The organism is Nonomuraea sp. NPDC050680 (assembly GCF_040654555.1).
In the GTDB taxonomy this organism is placed as follows: Bacteria; Actinomycetota; Actinomycetes; order Streptosporangiales; family Streptosporangiaceae; genus Nonomuraea.
The window spans coordinates 701374-714920 of sequence record NZ_JBFAIF010000004.1; the positions used below are offsets into that span (position 1 = coordinate 701374).

At 67.8% G+C, this 13547-nt stretch carries 12 protein-coding genes; 5 read left to right on the top strand and 7 right to left on the bottom strand.

What is annotated here, in order from left to right; translation table 11 throughout:
• On the bottom strand, window positions 1-720 hold a 720-nt coding region (locus AB0H88_RS18855), incomplete at its 3' end, for a M23 family metallopeptidase (protein WP_357645989.1).
• 383 nt (window positions 721-1103) lie between these two features.
• Between AB0H88_RS18855 and AB0H88_RS18860 the strand changes: the two genes are divergently transcribed.
• Window positions 1104-1298, top strand: coding sequence for a hypothetical protein (locus AB0H88_RS18860; RefSeq protein WP_357645991.1), 195 nt, complete (start codon window positions 1104-1106; stop codon window positions 1296-1298).
• A 98-nt stretch (window positions 1299-1396) separates the two neighbouring features.
• Here AB0H88_RS18860 and AB0H88_RS18865 read toward each other — a convergent pair whose 3' ends face one another.
• The 3 genes from AB0H88_RS18865 to AB0H88_RS18875 are packed head-to-tail and all read right to left on the bottom strand — an operon-like array spanning window position 1397 to window position 4577.
• On the bottom strand, window positions 1397-2293 hold the full coding sequence (locus tag AB0H88_RS18865) for a carbohydrate ABC transporter permease (RefSeq protein WP_357645993.1): 897 nt from the start codon (window positions 2291-2293) through the stop codon (window positions 1397-1399).
• On the bottom strand, window positions 2290-3222 hold the full coding sequence (locus AB0H88_RS18870) for a sugar ABC transporter permease (protein WP_357645995.1): 933 nt from the start codon (window positions 3220-3222) through the stop codon (window positions 2290-2292). Before AB0H88_RS18870 ends, AB0H88_RS18865 begins: the two co-directional genes overlap by 4 nt.
• On the bottom strand, window positions 3219-4577 hold the full coding sequence (locus tag AB0H88_RS18875; protein ID WP_357645998.1) for a sugar ABC transporter substrate-binding protein: 1359 nt from the start codon (window positions 4575-4577) through the stop codon (window positions 3219-3221). The genes AB0H88_RS18870 and AB0H88_RS18875 overlap by 4 nt, the downstream gene beginning before the upstream one ends.
• 173 nt (window positions 4578-4750) lie before the next feature.
• Here AB0H88_RS18875 and AB0H88_RS18880 point away from each other — a divergent pair, with 173 nt between their 5' ends.
• The 4 genes from AB0H88_RS18880 to AB0H88_RS18895 all read left to right on the top strand — a co-directional run bounded on the left by AB0H88_RS18880 (window position 4751) and on the right by AB0H88_RS18895 (window position 9660).
• Window positions 4751-5425 (top strand): GntR family transcriptional regulator, encoded by a 675-nt coding sequence (locus AB0H88_RS18880; RefSeq protein ID WP_357646000.1) that lies wholly within the window; start codon window positions 4751-4753, stop codon window positions 5423-5425.
• Window positions 5412-6347, top strand: coding sequence for a dihydrodipicolinate synthase family protein (locus AB0H88_RS18885; protein ID WP_357646002.1), 936 nt, complete (start codon window positions 5412-5414; stop codon window positions 6345-6347). Before AB0H88_RS18880 ends, AB0H88_RS18885 begins: the two co-directional genes overlap by 14 nt.
• On the top strand, window positions 6344-7480 hold the full coding sequence (locus AB0H88_RS18890; protein ID WP_357646004.1) for a mandelate racemase/muconate lactonizing enzyme family protein: 1137 nt from the start codon (window positions 6344-6346) through the stop codon (window positions 7478-7480). Before AB0H88_RS18885 ends, AB0H88_RS18890 begins: the two co-directional genes overlap by 4 nt.
• 596 nt (window positions 7481-8076) lie before the next feature.
• Entirely contained in the window at window positions 8077-9660 is a 1584-nt protein-coding gene (locus AB0H88_RS18895; RefSeq protein ID WP_357646007.1) for a glycoside hydrolase family 44 protein, read from the top strand.
• Between the two features lie 156 nt (window positions 9661-9816).
• On the opposite strand, the gene AB0H88_RS18900 is transcribed toward AB0H88_RS18895, so the two are convergent.
• From AB0H88_RS18900 to AB0H88_RS18910, 3 genes are read right to left on the bottom strand one after another with little or no spacing between them, the layout of a single operon-like run.
• Window positions 9817-11829 carry a beta-galactosidase gene (locus tag AB0H88_RS18900; RefSeq protein ID WP_357646009.1) on the bottom strand — a complete coding sequence of 671 codons (2013 nt, stop codon included), beginning with the start codon at window positions 11827-11829 and terminating at the stop codon, window positions 9817-9819.
• Window positions 11826-12680: a carbohydrate ABC transporter permease gene (locus AB0H88_RS18905; RefSeq protein ID WP_357646010.1), complete on the bottom strand. Its 855-nt coding sequence runs from the start codon at window positions 12678-12680 to the stop codon at window positions 11826-11828. Before AB0H88_RS18905 ends, AB0H88_RS18900 begins: the two co-directional genes overlap by 4 nt.
• A complete protein-coding gene (locus AB0H88_RS18910) occupies window positions 12677-13528 on the bottom strand; it encodes a sugar ABC transporter permease (RefSeq protein WP_357646012.1) in 852 nt (283 codons plus the stop codon). Before AB0H88_RS18910 ends, AB0H88_RS18905 begins: the two co-directional genes overlap by 4 nt.
• Window positions 13529-13547: the final 19 nt, after the last annotated feature.

Below are 13547 nucleotides of genomic sequence, written 5' to 3' on the forward strand. Positions count from 1 at the left end.
CGCCAGCGCCTTGGCCTTGAACCCCAGCGATACCGTCGACACCTCGGCACCCGCCGTCCGCTTCCCGGTCGCCGCATCGATCGCCGTGTACGTCAACTGGCCGCCGGACAGGACGCCGTACACCGAGGCCGTGCCCTTGGGGGACACCGTGCCGCAGTTGTGGCTTTCGACGTTGTTCCACTCCATGCCGTTGGCCTGGCCGTAGGTGACGCCGTTGAAGATCGGCTTGATCCGCTCGGAGTCGGCGGAGCCCCACGAGGCGTGGCCGTCGCCGTTGGAGTCGTAGGCGAGCTCGAAGTGCAGGTGGGGGTGGCCGTTGGACAATGCCCCGGTCTTGCCGACCTTGCCGATCACTGTTCCCCGCTCCACCTTGTCCCCGGCTGAGACGGCACGGGACTGCAGGTGGATGTAGGTGGTGAAGTAGCCGCCGCCGTGATCGATCTGCACGACGTTGCCGCCGTTGTCGTGCCAGAAGGACCTGTCCACGGTCCCGCCGGCGGCTGCGAGCAGAGTGGCGCCTTCGGTCCCCTGCTGGTCGGGCTCCTTCACCATGTCGAGAGCGGGCGCATGCCCCCAGCTGTTCAGCTGCCACTTCTGACCGCATAGGAAGGGAAGCTGGAAGTCTGGTCCGGCCAGCGCGGGGCTCGCCAGCCCGACGATCCCGAGTGCGGCGGCGAACAGCGTGGCGATGAATCCGCGTAATAAAGCGGATCGAGGCATGAGATTCCTCCAGGAGGATTCCGGCTGGATGGGAAATGAACAGAGAAGGCGATTTTCCGTAACGCTTATCAAGGCGTTGCATGCCTTCCCGCTAACTTCTCGTAGGCGGGATCGACCATAGGAGACGGCGGTATAACGCGGGTATGTTTATCGGGTCGTCGCGTTGATGGCGCTCAAAAAGGAGCAAACGCCCGCCTCGTCCACTCCGAGGCACGAACCGGGCGAGAACCAAGTCCTCCGCCGTCAGCTCGGCAGCCGGCCTCGGTGGGGTGGCGCCGACCGTCTCTGGCTTGCGGCGTTGTCGCGACTGATACACCGCCGACGGTGGAGGGAGGTGTTCCCGGTCACCCCGGCGACGATCCTGCGTTGGCATCAGCAATCTCGTGGTGCACGACGACGGCGAGGGGCTGGCGTCGCGGTTGCCGAAGCTCACCGACGCCGAGCGGGCCACCGTCGCCACCAAGTGGCCGGGCCTGCTCGCCGAGCTCCGCGAGGGCCCGCCGCCGGCCGCCACCGTCGGCTGGGACGCCTTCGCCTGGACCCCGACGACCAGGTCACCGGCCGGTCCGAGGCGCTGATGATGGTGGGCGCGGCGACCATTCCCGGCCCGGCCAGGATGGCCACCTGGCTGATGACCTGGGCGGATGCGGGATCCCCATCGAACCGCACACCAGCGTCAGCCCTTGACCGCGCCGGCGCTCAACCCCTGGACGAGAAAGCGCTGGACGTAGGCGAAGAGCACGACGACGGGCGCGACGGCGATCAGGCCCCCGGCGGCGAGAGCGCCGAAGTCGCTGCCGAACTCGCCCAGCAGGTAGCTCAGCCCGACGGGCACGGTGAACCGGTCCTGCGAGCTGATGAACATGATGGCGAACAGGAAGTTGTTCCACGCGCTGATGAACGCGAAAGACCCGACGGCGACGATCCCGGGCTTCAGCAGCGGCAGGACGACCGCACAGAACGCCCGGATCCGGCCGCACCCGTCCACCTGAGCCGCCTCCTCCAGGGATACCGGCACATTTCTGATGAAGCCCGCCATGAGGATGAGGGAGAGCGGCAGGTGGAAGACGGTGTCGGCGATGATCAGGCTCCAAAGGCTGTTCGTCAGATAGAGCCCGTTGAAGATCTGGAAGAGCGGGATGAGCATCATGGCGCCCGGGATGAACTGCGTGCACAGCATGATGACCAGGAAGACGTTCTTACCGGGGAAGGTGAGGCGGGCGAGCGCGTACCCGCCGAGCATGCCGATCACCGTCGACACGACGAGGCTGGCGACCGCGACGGCGATGCTGTTGCGGAAGTAGACGCCGAAGCCCGAGCCCTCCCAGACTCTGCTGAAGTTCTCCAGGGTGAGGGGCCACGGCACGAGGGCCGTGGAACCCGTCGGCCGGAAGGCGAACAGCACCATCCAGTACAGCGGGACGAGCGTGAAAAGCAGGAACAACGTCAGCGGCAGCCACAGCATCAGGCGGTCGACCACCGAGCGCCCTCGCTTGCGGGCCGCGCGCCGCCGGGTCGGTGGTGCAGCAGGCGCCGGGGCCTGCCCGACGTCGTCGTGGGTGGCGAGGCTCACTTGCCCTCCTTGGAATCGCCGGAGCTGATGCGCAGGTAGACCAGGGACGCGAAGGTCAGCAGCAGGAACGCCGTGACGGTGAGCGCGGAGCCGTAGCCGAAATCCTGGTCGTGGATGGCAGTCTGGGCCACGTAGAGCGGCAGCGTGGTCGTCGAACCCGCCGGGCCGCCGGCGGTCATCGTGTACAGCAGGTCGACGTTGTTGAACTCCCACACCGCCCGCAGCAGCGTGGCGATGACCACGGCCTTGCGGATGTGCGGCCAGGTCACCGCCGAGAACCGGCGCAGCGGCCCGGCGCCGTCGACGTTCGCGGCCTCGTACAGCTCCAGCGGCACCGACTGCAGGTCGGCGAGGATGAGGATGGCGAAGAACGGGATGCCCTTCCACAGCTCGGCGAGGATCAGGGCCCAGAAGGTCGTGCTGGGATCCGACAGCAGGGAGGTCCCGTACTCGCCGATGCCCATGGACGCCAGGTAGTGCCCGATCCCGGTGGTGGGGTTGTAGAGCAGGATCCAGATCGTCGTAGTGAGGATGCCCGACACCGCCCATGGGCTGAAGGCCAGGGCGCGGGCCAGCCCGCGGCCCACGAAGGTGCGGTTCAGCACCAGCGCCAGCGCCAGGCCGAACACGAACTGCAGCCCCACCTCCACGAACACCCACTGGGCGGTGAAGCGCAGGCTCCGCCAGAACAGCTCGTCGGCCAGCAGTGCCCGGTAGTTGTCCAGGCCGGCGAACCCGTCGTCGAGGGGCCGGGTGAGGTTGTGGTGGCGCAGGCTCTCCCAGAAGACGCTGAGCACGGGATAGAACAGGAAGACCAGCACCAGCACGACGGCCGGCGCGATCAGCAGGTACGCGTGCCCGGTCCGGGACTCGGCCGGGCGGCGCGCCGCGGGCGGGCGGCGCACCGGTTCGGCGGTCGTGGAGCTCATCCGTGCTCCTTGTCGTACTTGCGCTTGGCCGTGGTCAGGGCCGCGGCCCCGGCGGTGAGGAAGTCACGGGGCGTCAGGCTGCCCTGCAGCACCTTCTGCCACTCCGGAAGCAGGTCGGTGACGGTGATGGCGGTGAATTCCGGCAGGTAGTAGGGCTGTTCCAGAGTCACGACGCCGGGCTTCGCGGCGGCGTCCAGCGCGGCCTTCATGGCGGCGTTCTCGGTCACCCACTGCTCTTTCGCGACAGTCTTGTTGCCCGGAAGGTATCCGGACTTCTGGGCCCAGAAGCTGTTGCCCTCGGGCTCCATCGTGTAGGCGAGGAACTTCCAGGCCTCCTCCTGGTGCTCGCTCTTCTGGAACATCGCGAACCCGGTCGTCATCCAGCCGGTCAGCACCTGGCCGTCCGGCCCGGGGAAGGGCGCGACGGCGCCGACCTTCTCGGCTCCCAGAGCGGCGACGTGGTTGGGGTAGGAGCCGATGCTGTGGCTCAACATGGCCGCGCCGCCGTTGCCGAACTGGGCCACCATGGTCTTGAAGTCGGCGGTCAGATCGCTGCGCGCGGTCTGCTTGCCGAACAGGGCCACGTACTTCTCGCAGGCGGCGATGACCGCGGGGTCGTTCAGCGTGGAGGACCCGTCCTCGCGGAAGAACGTGCTCACGCCCGCGCGTGGATAGACCATCTGCACGAACTGGCCGAAGAAGCCGTTGCCGCCGCGCAGCGTGTAGCCGAAGCGGCCGGAGGAGGCGTCGGTGAGGCGGCTCGCGGCCGCGTCGAAGTCCGCCCAGGTGGCCGGCGGCTTCAGCCCGGCCTCCTGGAACCAGTCGGCGCGATAGTAGATCACGTCGGCGAGGCTGGTGGTGGGCGTCAGGTAGAGCTTGCCGTCGGGAGCGGCGGCCCGGGAGGACTTGAGCATCTGCTCGGAGATGTGCTGTTCGAGGCCGGCCTTCTTCAGGCGTTCGTCCAGGGGAGCGAGCGCGTTCTGGGCCACCAGGGCCGCGAGGTCGGACGCCTTCGGGGTGAGCAGGTCGGGTGTGGAACGCGTGGCGATCGCAGTGTTGATCTTCTGCATGTACTGGTCGGTGGGCAGGCCCAGATAGTTGATGCGGATGCCGGGGTTCTTGGCCTCGAACATCGAGATCAGCTTCTTGAGGTTGGCCGTGCGCTCCGGGCGGGTGTCGGTGTCCCACAGCTGCAGCGTGACGCCGCCGCCGCTGCCGCCGTCTGAGCCGCCGCAGGCGCTCACCGCGGACGCCAGACCCATGGCGACGCCGGCCTGTGCCGCCGTCCGGATGAAGCCGCGCCGGGACAAGGCGTGCGGGCCGAGGACCTCGGCCGGGTGGTGCTGACGGGTCATGGGACTTTCCTCTCGTTCACCAAGAACTGCGCTCCGCTGTGCGGTTGCCATACGGTACATGAGATATGAGATTTAGGGTATGGTCGGTTCTATATAAGGGGTCACGTGCCCTCCGATCCCCCGGCCAGACGGAGCGTCGGTTGCGGTGGTCGACGACAAGTGAAGGAGTGCGGGTGAGTGAGACAGTGTTGGGCGTGATCAAAGCGTCTTCCAGGACGGCCCTCGTCCTCGAAGCGCTGCGTCGCGGCATTCTGAGCGGCGAGCTGCCGGCTGGGCGGGCCCTCGTGGAGGTGGAGCTGGCCAGCCGTTTCGGCGTCTCCAAGACTCCGGTGCGCGAGGCGCTGAAGACGCTCAGTGGCGCCGGCCTGGTCACCATCGGCGAATACACCGGAGTGACGGTCCGCAAGGTCGACGAGCGCCTCACCCGCAGCGTGTTCGACGCCCGGTGCCTGATCGAGCCGGTCGCGGTGCGGCGAAGCGTCGAGGCGGGACTGCGCGACGGCGGCCGGCTCGCCCGCGAGGCCCTGCGCAAGGCGGACGAGGCCACGGACGAGGTCACCCGCAGCCTCGCCAATCGCGACTTCCACCGCGCCCTCTACGCCGACTACGACAACGAGGTGCTGGTCGGCGTGCTCGACCAACTGCGCGACCAGACGGCCCTCATCTCCGTCAACGTCTGGTCCCAGCGTCCCTCCTGGGAGGACGAGGCGCAGGAGCACCGGCAGATTCTCGAGGCGGCACTGAACGGGCAGGCCGACGAGGCTGCCCGGCTCGTGTTGCAGCACATCAGCGTGTTCCAGGAGCGGGCGCTCCAGCAGATCAAGGAGGCCGGCCATGAGATTCGGTGAACTTTCCCAGGCCTTGCGCGACGTCGTCGCCATCCCGGTCACGCCCTACGCCGGCGGCGTCCCCGACCTCGCGCTGTACCGTTCGCTGCTGCGCCGCCTGGTCGACGCGGGCGTCAACGTGCTCACCCCGAACGGCAACACCGGCGAGTTCTACGCTCTGAGCGCCGAGGAGCGGCTTCAGCTGATCACGGCCGCCGCGGAGGCCGTGCGGGGAGAGGCGCACCTCCTGGCCGGGATCGGCCTCGACGTCGCCACCGCCGTCGAGGAGGCCCGCCACGCGGCGGCGCACGGCATCCGGATGGTCATGGTGCATCAGCCGGTGCACCCGCACGTGTCGGCCCAGGGCTGGCTCGACTACCACAGGGAGATCGCCGAAGCGGTGCCGGACCTGGCCCTGGTCCTCTACCTGCGCAACGCCTGGGTCGACGGCCGGCTGCTGGCGCGGCTGGGCGACCTGTGCCCCAACGTGATCGCCCTGAAGTACGCCGTCGCGGACGTGAACCGTTTCGCGCAGCTACGCGCGGAGGCAGGCCCCGACCGGTTCGTCTGGATCGCCGGGCTGGCCGAACCGTACGCGCTGTCCTACGCCGTCCACGGGGCCGAGGGCTTCACCTCCGGGCTGGTGAACGTCAACCCCGCCTTCTCGCTCCGGCTCAGGGACGCCCTGCGCGAGGAGCGCTATCCGGCGGCGGAGCTGATGCTCCAGGACATCGCGCGGTTCGAGCACCTGCGCGCGGTCGACGGCGGAGCCAACAATGTCAGCGTCGTCAAGGAGGCGATGCACCAGCTCGGCCTGTGCGACCGCGCGGTCCGGGCGCCGAGCACCGTCCTCGGCGAACCCGAACGGCAGGAGGTCGCGCGGATCCTCACCGAGTGGGCGAAGGCCGACGACCTCGGGCCCCTGCCCGTGGCGGCCTCATGAGGATCAGCGGCCTGCGCTCGTTCGTGCAGCGCGTCGGCGAGCGTCCCCGGGTACTGGTGCGCGTCGACACCGACGAGGGCATCAGCGGGTGGGGCGAGGCCTACAACCACGGTCCCGACCTGGCGCTCGGCCCCCTGCTCGACTACCTCGGCGGGCAGATCAGGGGTACGGACCCGCGGCGCGTGGAATACGTGTCCCAGCTCCTCCTCCGCAGCGCCAGGTTCCCGCAGGGGGCGCTCGGACTGGCGGCGATCGCCGCCATCGACCACGCGCTTTGGGACATCACCGCCAAGGCGCTCGGCGTGCCCGTCTACCAGGTGCTCGGTGGCGCCGTACGGGATCGGGTGCGCGTCTACTGCGGGCTCTACTCCGCGCCCGACCCCGACGAGTGCCGCCGCCAGACCACCGAGCTGCATCAGCGCCACGGATTCACCGCCTTCAAGCTGAGCCCGTTCCGTACGGACCTGCACGCCAGACGCTGGGGCCTCGTCGTCGCCGAGACGGCGGAATGGGCTCAGGAGGTCAGGCGTAGCTGCCCGGAGGAGTTCGACTTCGCCTTCGACGCGCACGCCAAGATCTTCGAGCCCTACCAGGCGGTTCAGCTCGGCAACGCCCTGGCGCCGATGGACCCGCTCTTCCTGGAGGAGCCGCTCCGCCCGGAGCACTTCGCCTCCTGGGGCTACCTGCGCCAGCAGTTGGAGGTGCCCCTGGCCACCGGGGAGAGCCTGTACTCTCCCCACGAGTTCCTGAACCTGCTCACCCAGGGGGGCGCCGACCTCGTCCAGCCGGACATCTGCGTGGTGGGTGGCATGTCCCAGATGCGGCGCATCGCGACCCTCGCCGAGACCTTCAACACCATGGTGGCGCCCCACAACCCGATGGGGCCACTGGCCACCGCGCACAACGTGCACTTCGCCGCGGCCTGCAGCAACTTCTCGATCCTGGAGTACAAGCCGGAGACGACGAGGTGGTGCCCGGACCCGTACATGCCGGTCGACGGGCACCTGGAGCTGCGACCTGACCGGCCCGGCTGGGGGATCACCATCGACGAGGACGCCTTGGCGGAGGACGACTACGTGCACTGGGAACGCCGGGTTCCCGTCCGGCCGGACGGGTCCCTCGCGTTCTGCTGACACCGCAGCCGCCGCGCCGAACCCGCCGGTCAGCCGACCGTGCCGGGAGCCGACCGCTCCTCTATGGCGGTCACCGCGTGGGCGCGGTGGGCGGCCAGCACGAGCACGGCCACTCTCCCGTGCCGCCCGGCAGCAGCAGCGGCCGGGGGCTGTGGCTGGCCAGGTAGTGGTCCGGCCGCGCCTGACCATCGAGAGCGACACCAACGGCACCAGCGTCAAGGCCATGCGTCCCTACGAAGAGGTCGTCGGACGCAGGTCCTGAAGGGTGTCGGAACTCGGTCCTCAGGTGCTGGCCTGTTTGAAACTTACAGGCTGTCCCTTTGTCCTGCGGCAGGGTCGATGAGGCACTGGGCGGGGCCGGCATGGCAAGGTAACCGAGGCTTGACCAGGAAACACACGAACCGGACCGGCCCAAGATCTCCTGGGGCCGGTCATCCACCGGATCCCGCACGATCGTAGATCGCTTGACTCGTGTGAAGCATCCGGTCAATCTCCTCAATTGATGTCTGCGGACCGATTGACGGGAGACGGCGGAGATGGATGCTCGACGGCGGAGGTCGCGATCGGCCACGACCATGGGCGCCGCGGTGTCTCTCGTGGCGGCGTTGGCCGCCCAGGCCGCCCCGGCCGCGGCGGCGACCGGGCCCACGTTGTCCGTGAGCCTGTCCGTTGCCCGGCATCCGATCAGTCCGGACATCTATGGCCTGAACGGAGCCGACCCGGCGTTCGCCGCCGAGATCGGTATGCCGGTGGCGCGCTGGGGTGGCAACGCGAGCACACGTTACAACTTCAAGAACCATACCTATAACACGGGTAGCGACTGGTACTTCGAGAACATCGTGGCCGGCCCCGACAACACGGTCGAGTCGTTCGTCAAGACCAACCGGGACCGCGGCACCAAGCAGATCGTCACCGTTCCGATGAGCGGTTGGGTGGCGAAGGACTCGCCCGGCTCGCACCCGTTCGCGTGCGGGTTCCCGGCCGCCCGTTTCCCGGCTCAGGACGCGTTCGACCCGTGGGATGCCAACTGCGGCAACGGCCGGCTCAACGACACGAACCTCTCCGGGGCGGTGCCCACGGACACCTCGATCCCGGTGGATGCCTCGTTCGACGGCGAGATGGTCTCTCATCTGGTGAGCCGGTTCGGCACGGCGGCGCACGGCGGCGTGCCGATCTACGAACTCGACAATGAGCCGGTGCTGTGGAACGCAACGCACCGTGATGTGCACCCCGAGGCGGTGACCTACGACGAACTGGGCAGCAAGAGCACGGCGGCCGCTGCGGCCGTCAAGGCTGCCGACCCGAGCGCGGCGGTGCTCGGCCCGTCCGGCTGGGGCTACTGCGAATGGGTTGCATCCGGACTGGATGGATGTGCGCCGGGTGCCGACGCGGCTGCGCACGGTGGGCTCAACCTGTCGCAGTGGTACCTGAAGAACATGAAGGACTTCAGCGACGCTCACGGCGGAAGGCGTTTCCTCAACTACTTCGACCAGCACTACTACCCGCAGATCAGTGGCGGGAAGGACCCTGAGGCCAATGCGCTGCGGCTGCGGTCCACGCGTTCGCTGTGGGACCCGACGTACGTCGATGAGTCCTGGATCGGCCCCGGTGGCGTGAACGCGCCGCCGCTGCACTTCATCCGCACGATGAAGGCGTGGGTCGCGCAGTACTACCCCGGCACGAAGGTCGCCATCACCGAGTACAACTGGGGCGCGCTGGACGACATCAACGGCGCGCTGGCGCAGGCCGACGTCCTGGGCATCTTCGGGCGCGAGGGTCTCGACCTCGCCACCATCTGGGGCGAACCCCAACCGACGCAACCCGGCGCCTACTCGTTCCGGATGTATCGCAACTATGACGGTGTGGGGAGCCGGTTCGGCGACGTGAGCGTGTCGGCGGCCAGCAGCGACCAGGGGCAGTTGGCGGTGTTCGCCGCGCAGCGCTCGTCCGACCAGGCGCTGACCGTGATGGTCATCAACAAGACGGGCAGCGATCTGACGTCGCCGTTGTCGGTTGCCGGCTTCCGCGGCAACGGTAAAGCGCGGCGTTTCACCTACGGCCCCGCCGATCTCAACTCGATCGTGCGTGGTGACGATCTCGCGGTGCGCCGGGGCCAGGTCAATGCGACGTACCCGGCGAATTCGATCACTCTGCTGGTCCTGCCAGAACGTCTGCGCTGATGGCCGAGCGACCGAACGTCTTCATCCCGCCTAGCCGCCCTCTTCGACGAACTGGTCACGGGAGGAGGGTGGCCAGCGTGATCGGGGTGGTGCGGCGCGGGCGGCAGCGCACCACCCTCCGCCCAGCCTCAGATCTCAAGCGGTGCTCCGGCTCCTCTAGCTCACAGCACCAGATCTCACGACCCGTACCTCGCCGGCCGGTATGTGCAACTCTCCGCTGACGGGTTCGTCTGTGAGCATCTCCAGACCCTGCGCCGTGACGACCGCGTCGTTGCCGGCGTGGTTGATGAAGAAGGTGAAGCTCTCCTCGTCGTTGCGGCGCACGAGCACTTCGAGTCCGCTCGGCACGTTCGCCACGCCGGTGGGGCGCACGAACGAACGTGCCAGGGCGAGCAGCGCATCGCTGTCGAGCCCCGCCGAGACGTAGACCGCACGGCCCCCCGCCCCCAGTGACCGCGACGTGATCGCCGGGCGACCGCTGAGGTGACCCCCGGCATATCGGGCAATCACCTCGGCGTCGCGCACGCGGACGAGTTCGGTCCACTCTGCGCCGGACCACCCGTTGTCGAGGGTGAACGTCTCTCCCTCCTGCAGCGGCCGGAACTCCTCGCACCACGCGCCCAGCAGCTCACGGAACGCGCCGGGATACCCGCCGAGCCGCACCTGATCATGCTCGTCCACGATCCCGGAGAGGAAGCTCACCACGACCGTGCCGCCCGCCTCCGCGAAAGCGCTCACGCGCGCCGCCGTGTCATCGTCGGTCAAGAAGAGCGCCGGCACCACGAGTACCTCATACCCGGTGAAGTCGGACCAGGGCGGGAGTACCTCGATGCTCTCGTTGAGCCGCCAGAACGCTTGGTGCCAGTCCCGGACGATGCGACCGTAGGCGAGATGGTTGTTCGGCTTGACCCCCTTCGTCATCGCCCAGCCCGCCTCGTCGTCGAAGAGGATGCCGACACGGGCCTGGGGTGTGCGTGAGCCCATGACCGGGGCGAGGCGCTGGAGGTACCGGCCCAGCTTGCACACATCGCGATAGAGCTCGGTGTCCTCGCCGGCGTGCGGGAGCATCGCCGAGTGGAACTGCTCCGCGCCGGCCCGCGAGGCACGCCACTGGAAGAACAGGACGCCGTCGGAGCCGTGACCCACGTGGCTCAGGCTGTTGCGGATCAGTTCGCCTGGCGTCTTGGCACGGTTGCGCGGCTGCCAGTTCACGGCGCTGGTCGAGTGTTCCATGAGCATCCACGGACGGCGCTGCGTCGTCATCGCCCGCATACGATCCCCGGAGAAGGCGACGTCCTGCTCGGGGAGCGGGTCGGGTGAGCGCGTGTAGTGGTCGTTCGCGACGATGTCCATGTGCCGCGCCCACCGGGCGTAGTCCACGACGTCGGGCTCGGCGCCCACCATGAAGTTCGTCGTGACGGGGAGCTCGGGCGTGATGCTCTTGAGCACCTCACGCTCGGCGAGATAGTGCGCCAGGAGTTCGTCTGAGGAGAAGCGGTCGAAGTCGAGAACGAGGGACGGATTCTTCGCGTCATCGCCGCGCGGTGGAATGATGTGTGCGAAGTCGCGGTATGTGTGGCCCCAGAAGGCGGTTCCCCATGCCCGGTTCAGAGCGTCGAGAGTTCCGTACTTGTGCTGAAGCCATCCGCGAAACGCCGCCGCCGATGTGTCGCAGTAGCAGCGACCGTTGCCACCCCCCAGTTCATTGCTGACATGCCACATCACGACATGATCACGATGGCCGTAGCGGTCGGCGAGCGCACGGACGATGCGTAGCGCGTACGTGCGGAAGATCGAGCTGCTCGGGCACCAGCCGAGCCTGGCGCCGGGCCAGTGCGGTCGCATGTCGGGTCCGACGGGGTAGATCTCGGGATGTGCCGCCAGCAGCCAGCCCGGAGGTGCGGCCGTCGGCGTGGCGAGATCGATGGTGATGCCGTTGCCCGCCAGGAGGTCGACGATCTCGTCCATCCAGCCCCAGTCGAACTCGCCGTCCGCGACCTCGATGAGGCCCCAGGAGAAGATGCCGAGCGAGACGATGTTGACGCCGGCCCGCGTCATCAGGTGAACGTCTTCCTTCCATACGTCCTTGTCCCACTGCTCCGGGTTGTAGTCCGCTCCGTAGCTCAGCCCGCGGGTGGGCCAGGCCTTGTCGGCATGGGACCAGGTCATCCTTTGACTCCTCCGGTGATGAGGTCCAGGCGCCAGAACCGTTGCAGGAACAGCACCAGGGCGATGAGGGGAACGATCGCGAGCGCGGCGCCGATGATGGCGAGCGTGTAGAGGGCCGGCGAGCCGGAGCCGCGCTCAAGCAGGGAGTTCAATCCGACGGTGAGGGGAAAGGCACGAGTGTCGGAGAGCATGATGTAGGGCAGCAGGAAGTTGTTCCAGATACCCACGAACTGCAGCAGGAACACGGTCACCATTCCTGGCACCATGAGGGGGAGCACAACGGTGCGGAAGATCCGCCACTCGCCGGCGCCGTCGATCCGCGCGGCTTCGAGCATCTGCGCCGGAATGGCGCTCGCGGCGTACACCCGGCACAGATAGATGCCGAAAGGGCTGAGGATGCTCGGGAGTAGCACTGACCACTGCGTGCCGGCCAACTGCAGATCGGACAGCAGCAGATACTGCGGCACGGCAAGGGTGATGCCGGGGATGAGCAGCCCTGCGAGGATCGCGACGAAGAAGATCCGGCCGCCTCGGAACGCGAACTTCGCCATGGCGTAGCCGGCGGAGGCCGAAACGAGCGTTGACAGGACGCCGCCCACGCCCGCGTACAGGAGCGAGTTCAGCGCCCACAGTCCGTACGCGCCGCCGTCATAGGAGAAGAGGTCGCCGAGATTGTCGAGCAGCCCGGTCCCGGGGGCGAAGGTGAAGGAGTTGAACAGCTCACCTGGGGCCTTGCTGGCAGCGACGAACACCCAGGCCACGGGGAGCAGACAGTAGATCGCACCCGCCGCCATGACGAACGTGGGGACGATCTTGGTCCGTTCGCGTGAAGCCTTACTGACCGTGCTCATCGCATTCCCCGTCTCGTCGAGATGCGGACCAGGAGGAGGACTCCGATCGAGACGACAGCGGTACCAATGGCGAGGATGATCGACGCCGCCGCTGCGTGGTGGAGATTGTCGAGGACGAACGCGTCCTGGTAGATCGACATGAGGGGAGCCCACGTGTTGGAGATGGTGTTCGTCAGTGGCTTGAGCATCAACGGCTCGCCGTAGAGCTGGAGAGATCCCAGCAGTGCGAAGATCGCGGTGAGGATCAGCGCGGGCCCGACCAGCGGCACTTTGATGCGGAGGGCGATCTGGGTCTCATTGGCGCCATCCAGGCGGGCCGCTTCGATCAGTTCGTGGGGGATGCTGCGCAACGCCGTGTAGATGACGAGCATGTTGAACCCGAGCCCACCCCAGATGGAGATGTTGGCGAGCGAGCCATAGATCGCGCCCGGTTCGAGGAAGGGGATGTCCCCCCATCCGAGGGATCGGGTGACGTGCGAGAACGGGCTCGTTCCCGCCAGATACATGAACCCCCACATCAGCGCGGCCACGACGCCCGGAACGGCATAGGGGATGAAGATCGCCGTGCGCCCGAAACGCCGCAGCTTCACCCCCGGCGTGTCCAGCAACAGAGCGAACAGCAGCGCCAGCCCGAGAGTCAACGGCACGGCGATGACTCCGTAGACCGCCAGACGTCCGAGCCCAGCGATCAGCTGAGTGCCGTCGAGGACCGAGATGTAGTTGTCGAACCAGACGAACACCGTGGACCGGGTGCCGAGAGGGCCGGCGCCGGTCCGCCGCTGGGCGAAGAAACTGGAGCCGAGCGCGTACGACACGGGGATCACGGTGAAGATGGCGTACAACACCATCGCGGGTGCGCTGAACAGG

Excerpts from the sequence above, each read along its gene's own strand:
- AB0H88_RS18870 (WP_357645995.1), bottom strand. The coding sequence starts at position 3,222 with ATGAGCTCCACGACCGCCGAACCGGTGCGCCGCCCGCCCGCGGCGCGC.
- AB0H88_RS18875 (WP_357645998.1), bottom strand. The coding sequence starts at position 4,577 with ATGACCCGTCAGCACCACCCGGCCGAGGTCCTCGGCCCGCACGCCTTG.
- AB0H88_RS18885 (WP_357646002.1), top strand. The coding sequence starts at position 5,412 with ATGAGATTCGGTGAACTTTCCCAGGCCTTGCGCGACGTCGTCGCCATC.
- AB0H88_RS18890 (WP_357646004.1), top strand. The coding sequence starts at position 6,344 with ATGAGGATCAGCGGCCTGCGCTCGTTCGTGCAGCGCGTCGGCGAGCGT.
- AB0H88_RS18900 (WP_357646009.1), bottom strand. The coding sequence starts at position 11,829 with ATGACCTGGTCCCATGCCGACAAGGCCTGGCCCACCCGCGGGCTGAGC.
- AB0H88_RS18905 (WP_357646010.1), bottom strand. The coding sequence starts at position 12,680 with ATGAGCACGGTCAGTAAGGCTTCACGCGAACGGACCAAGATCGTCCCC.
- AB0H88_RS18910 (WP_357646012.1), bottom strand. The coding sequence starts at position 13,528 with ATGGTGTTGTACGCCATCTTCACCGTGATCCCCGTGTCGTACGCGCTC.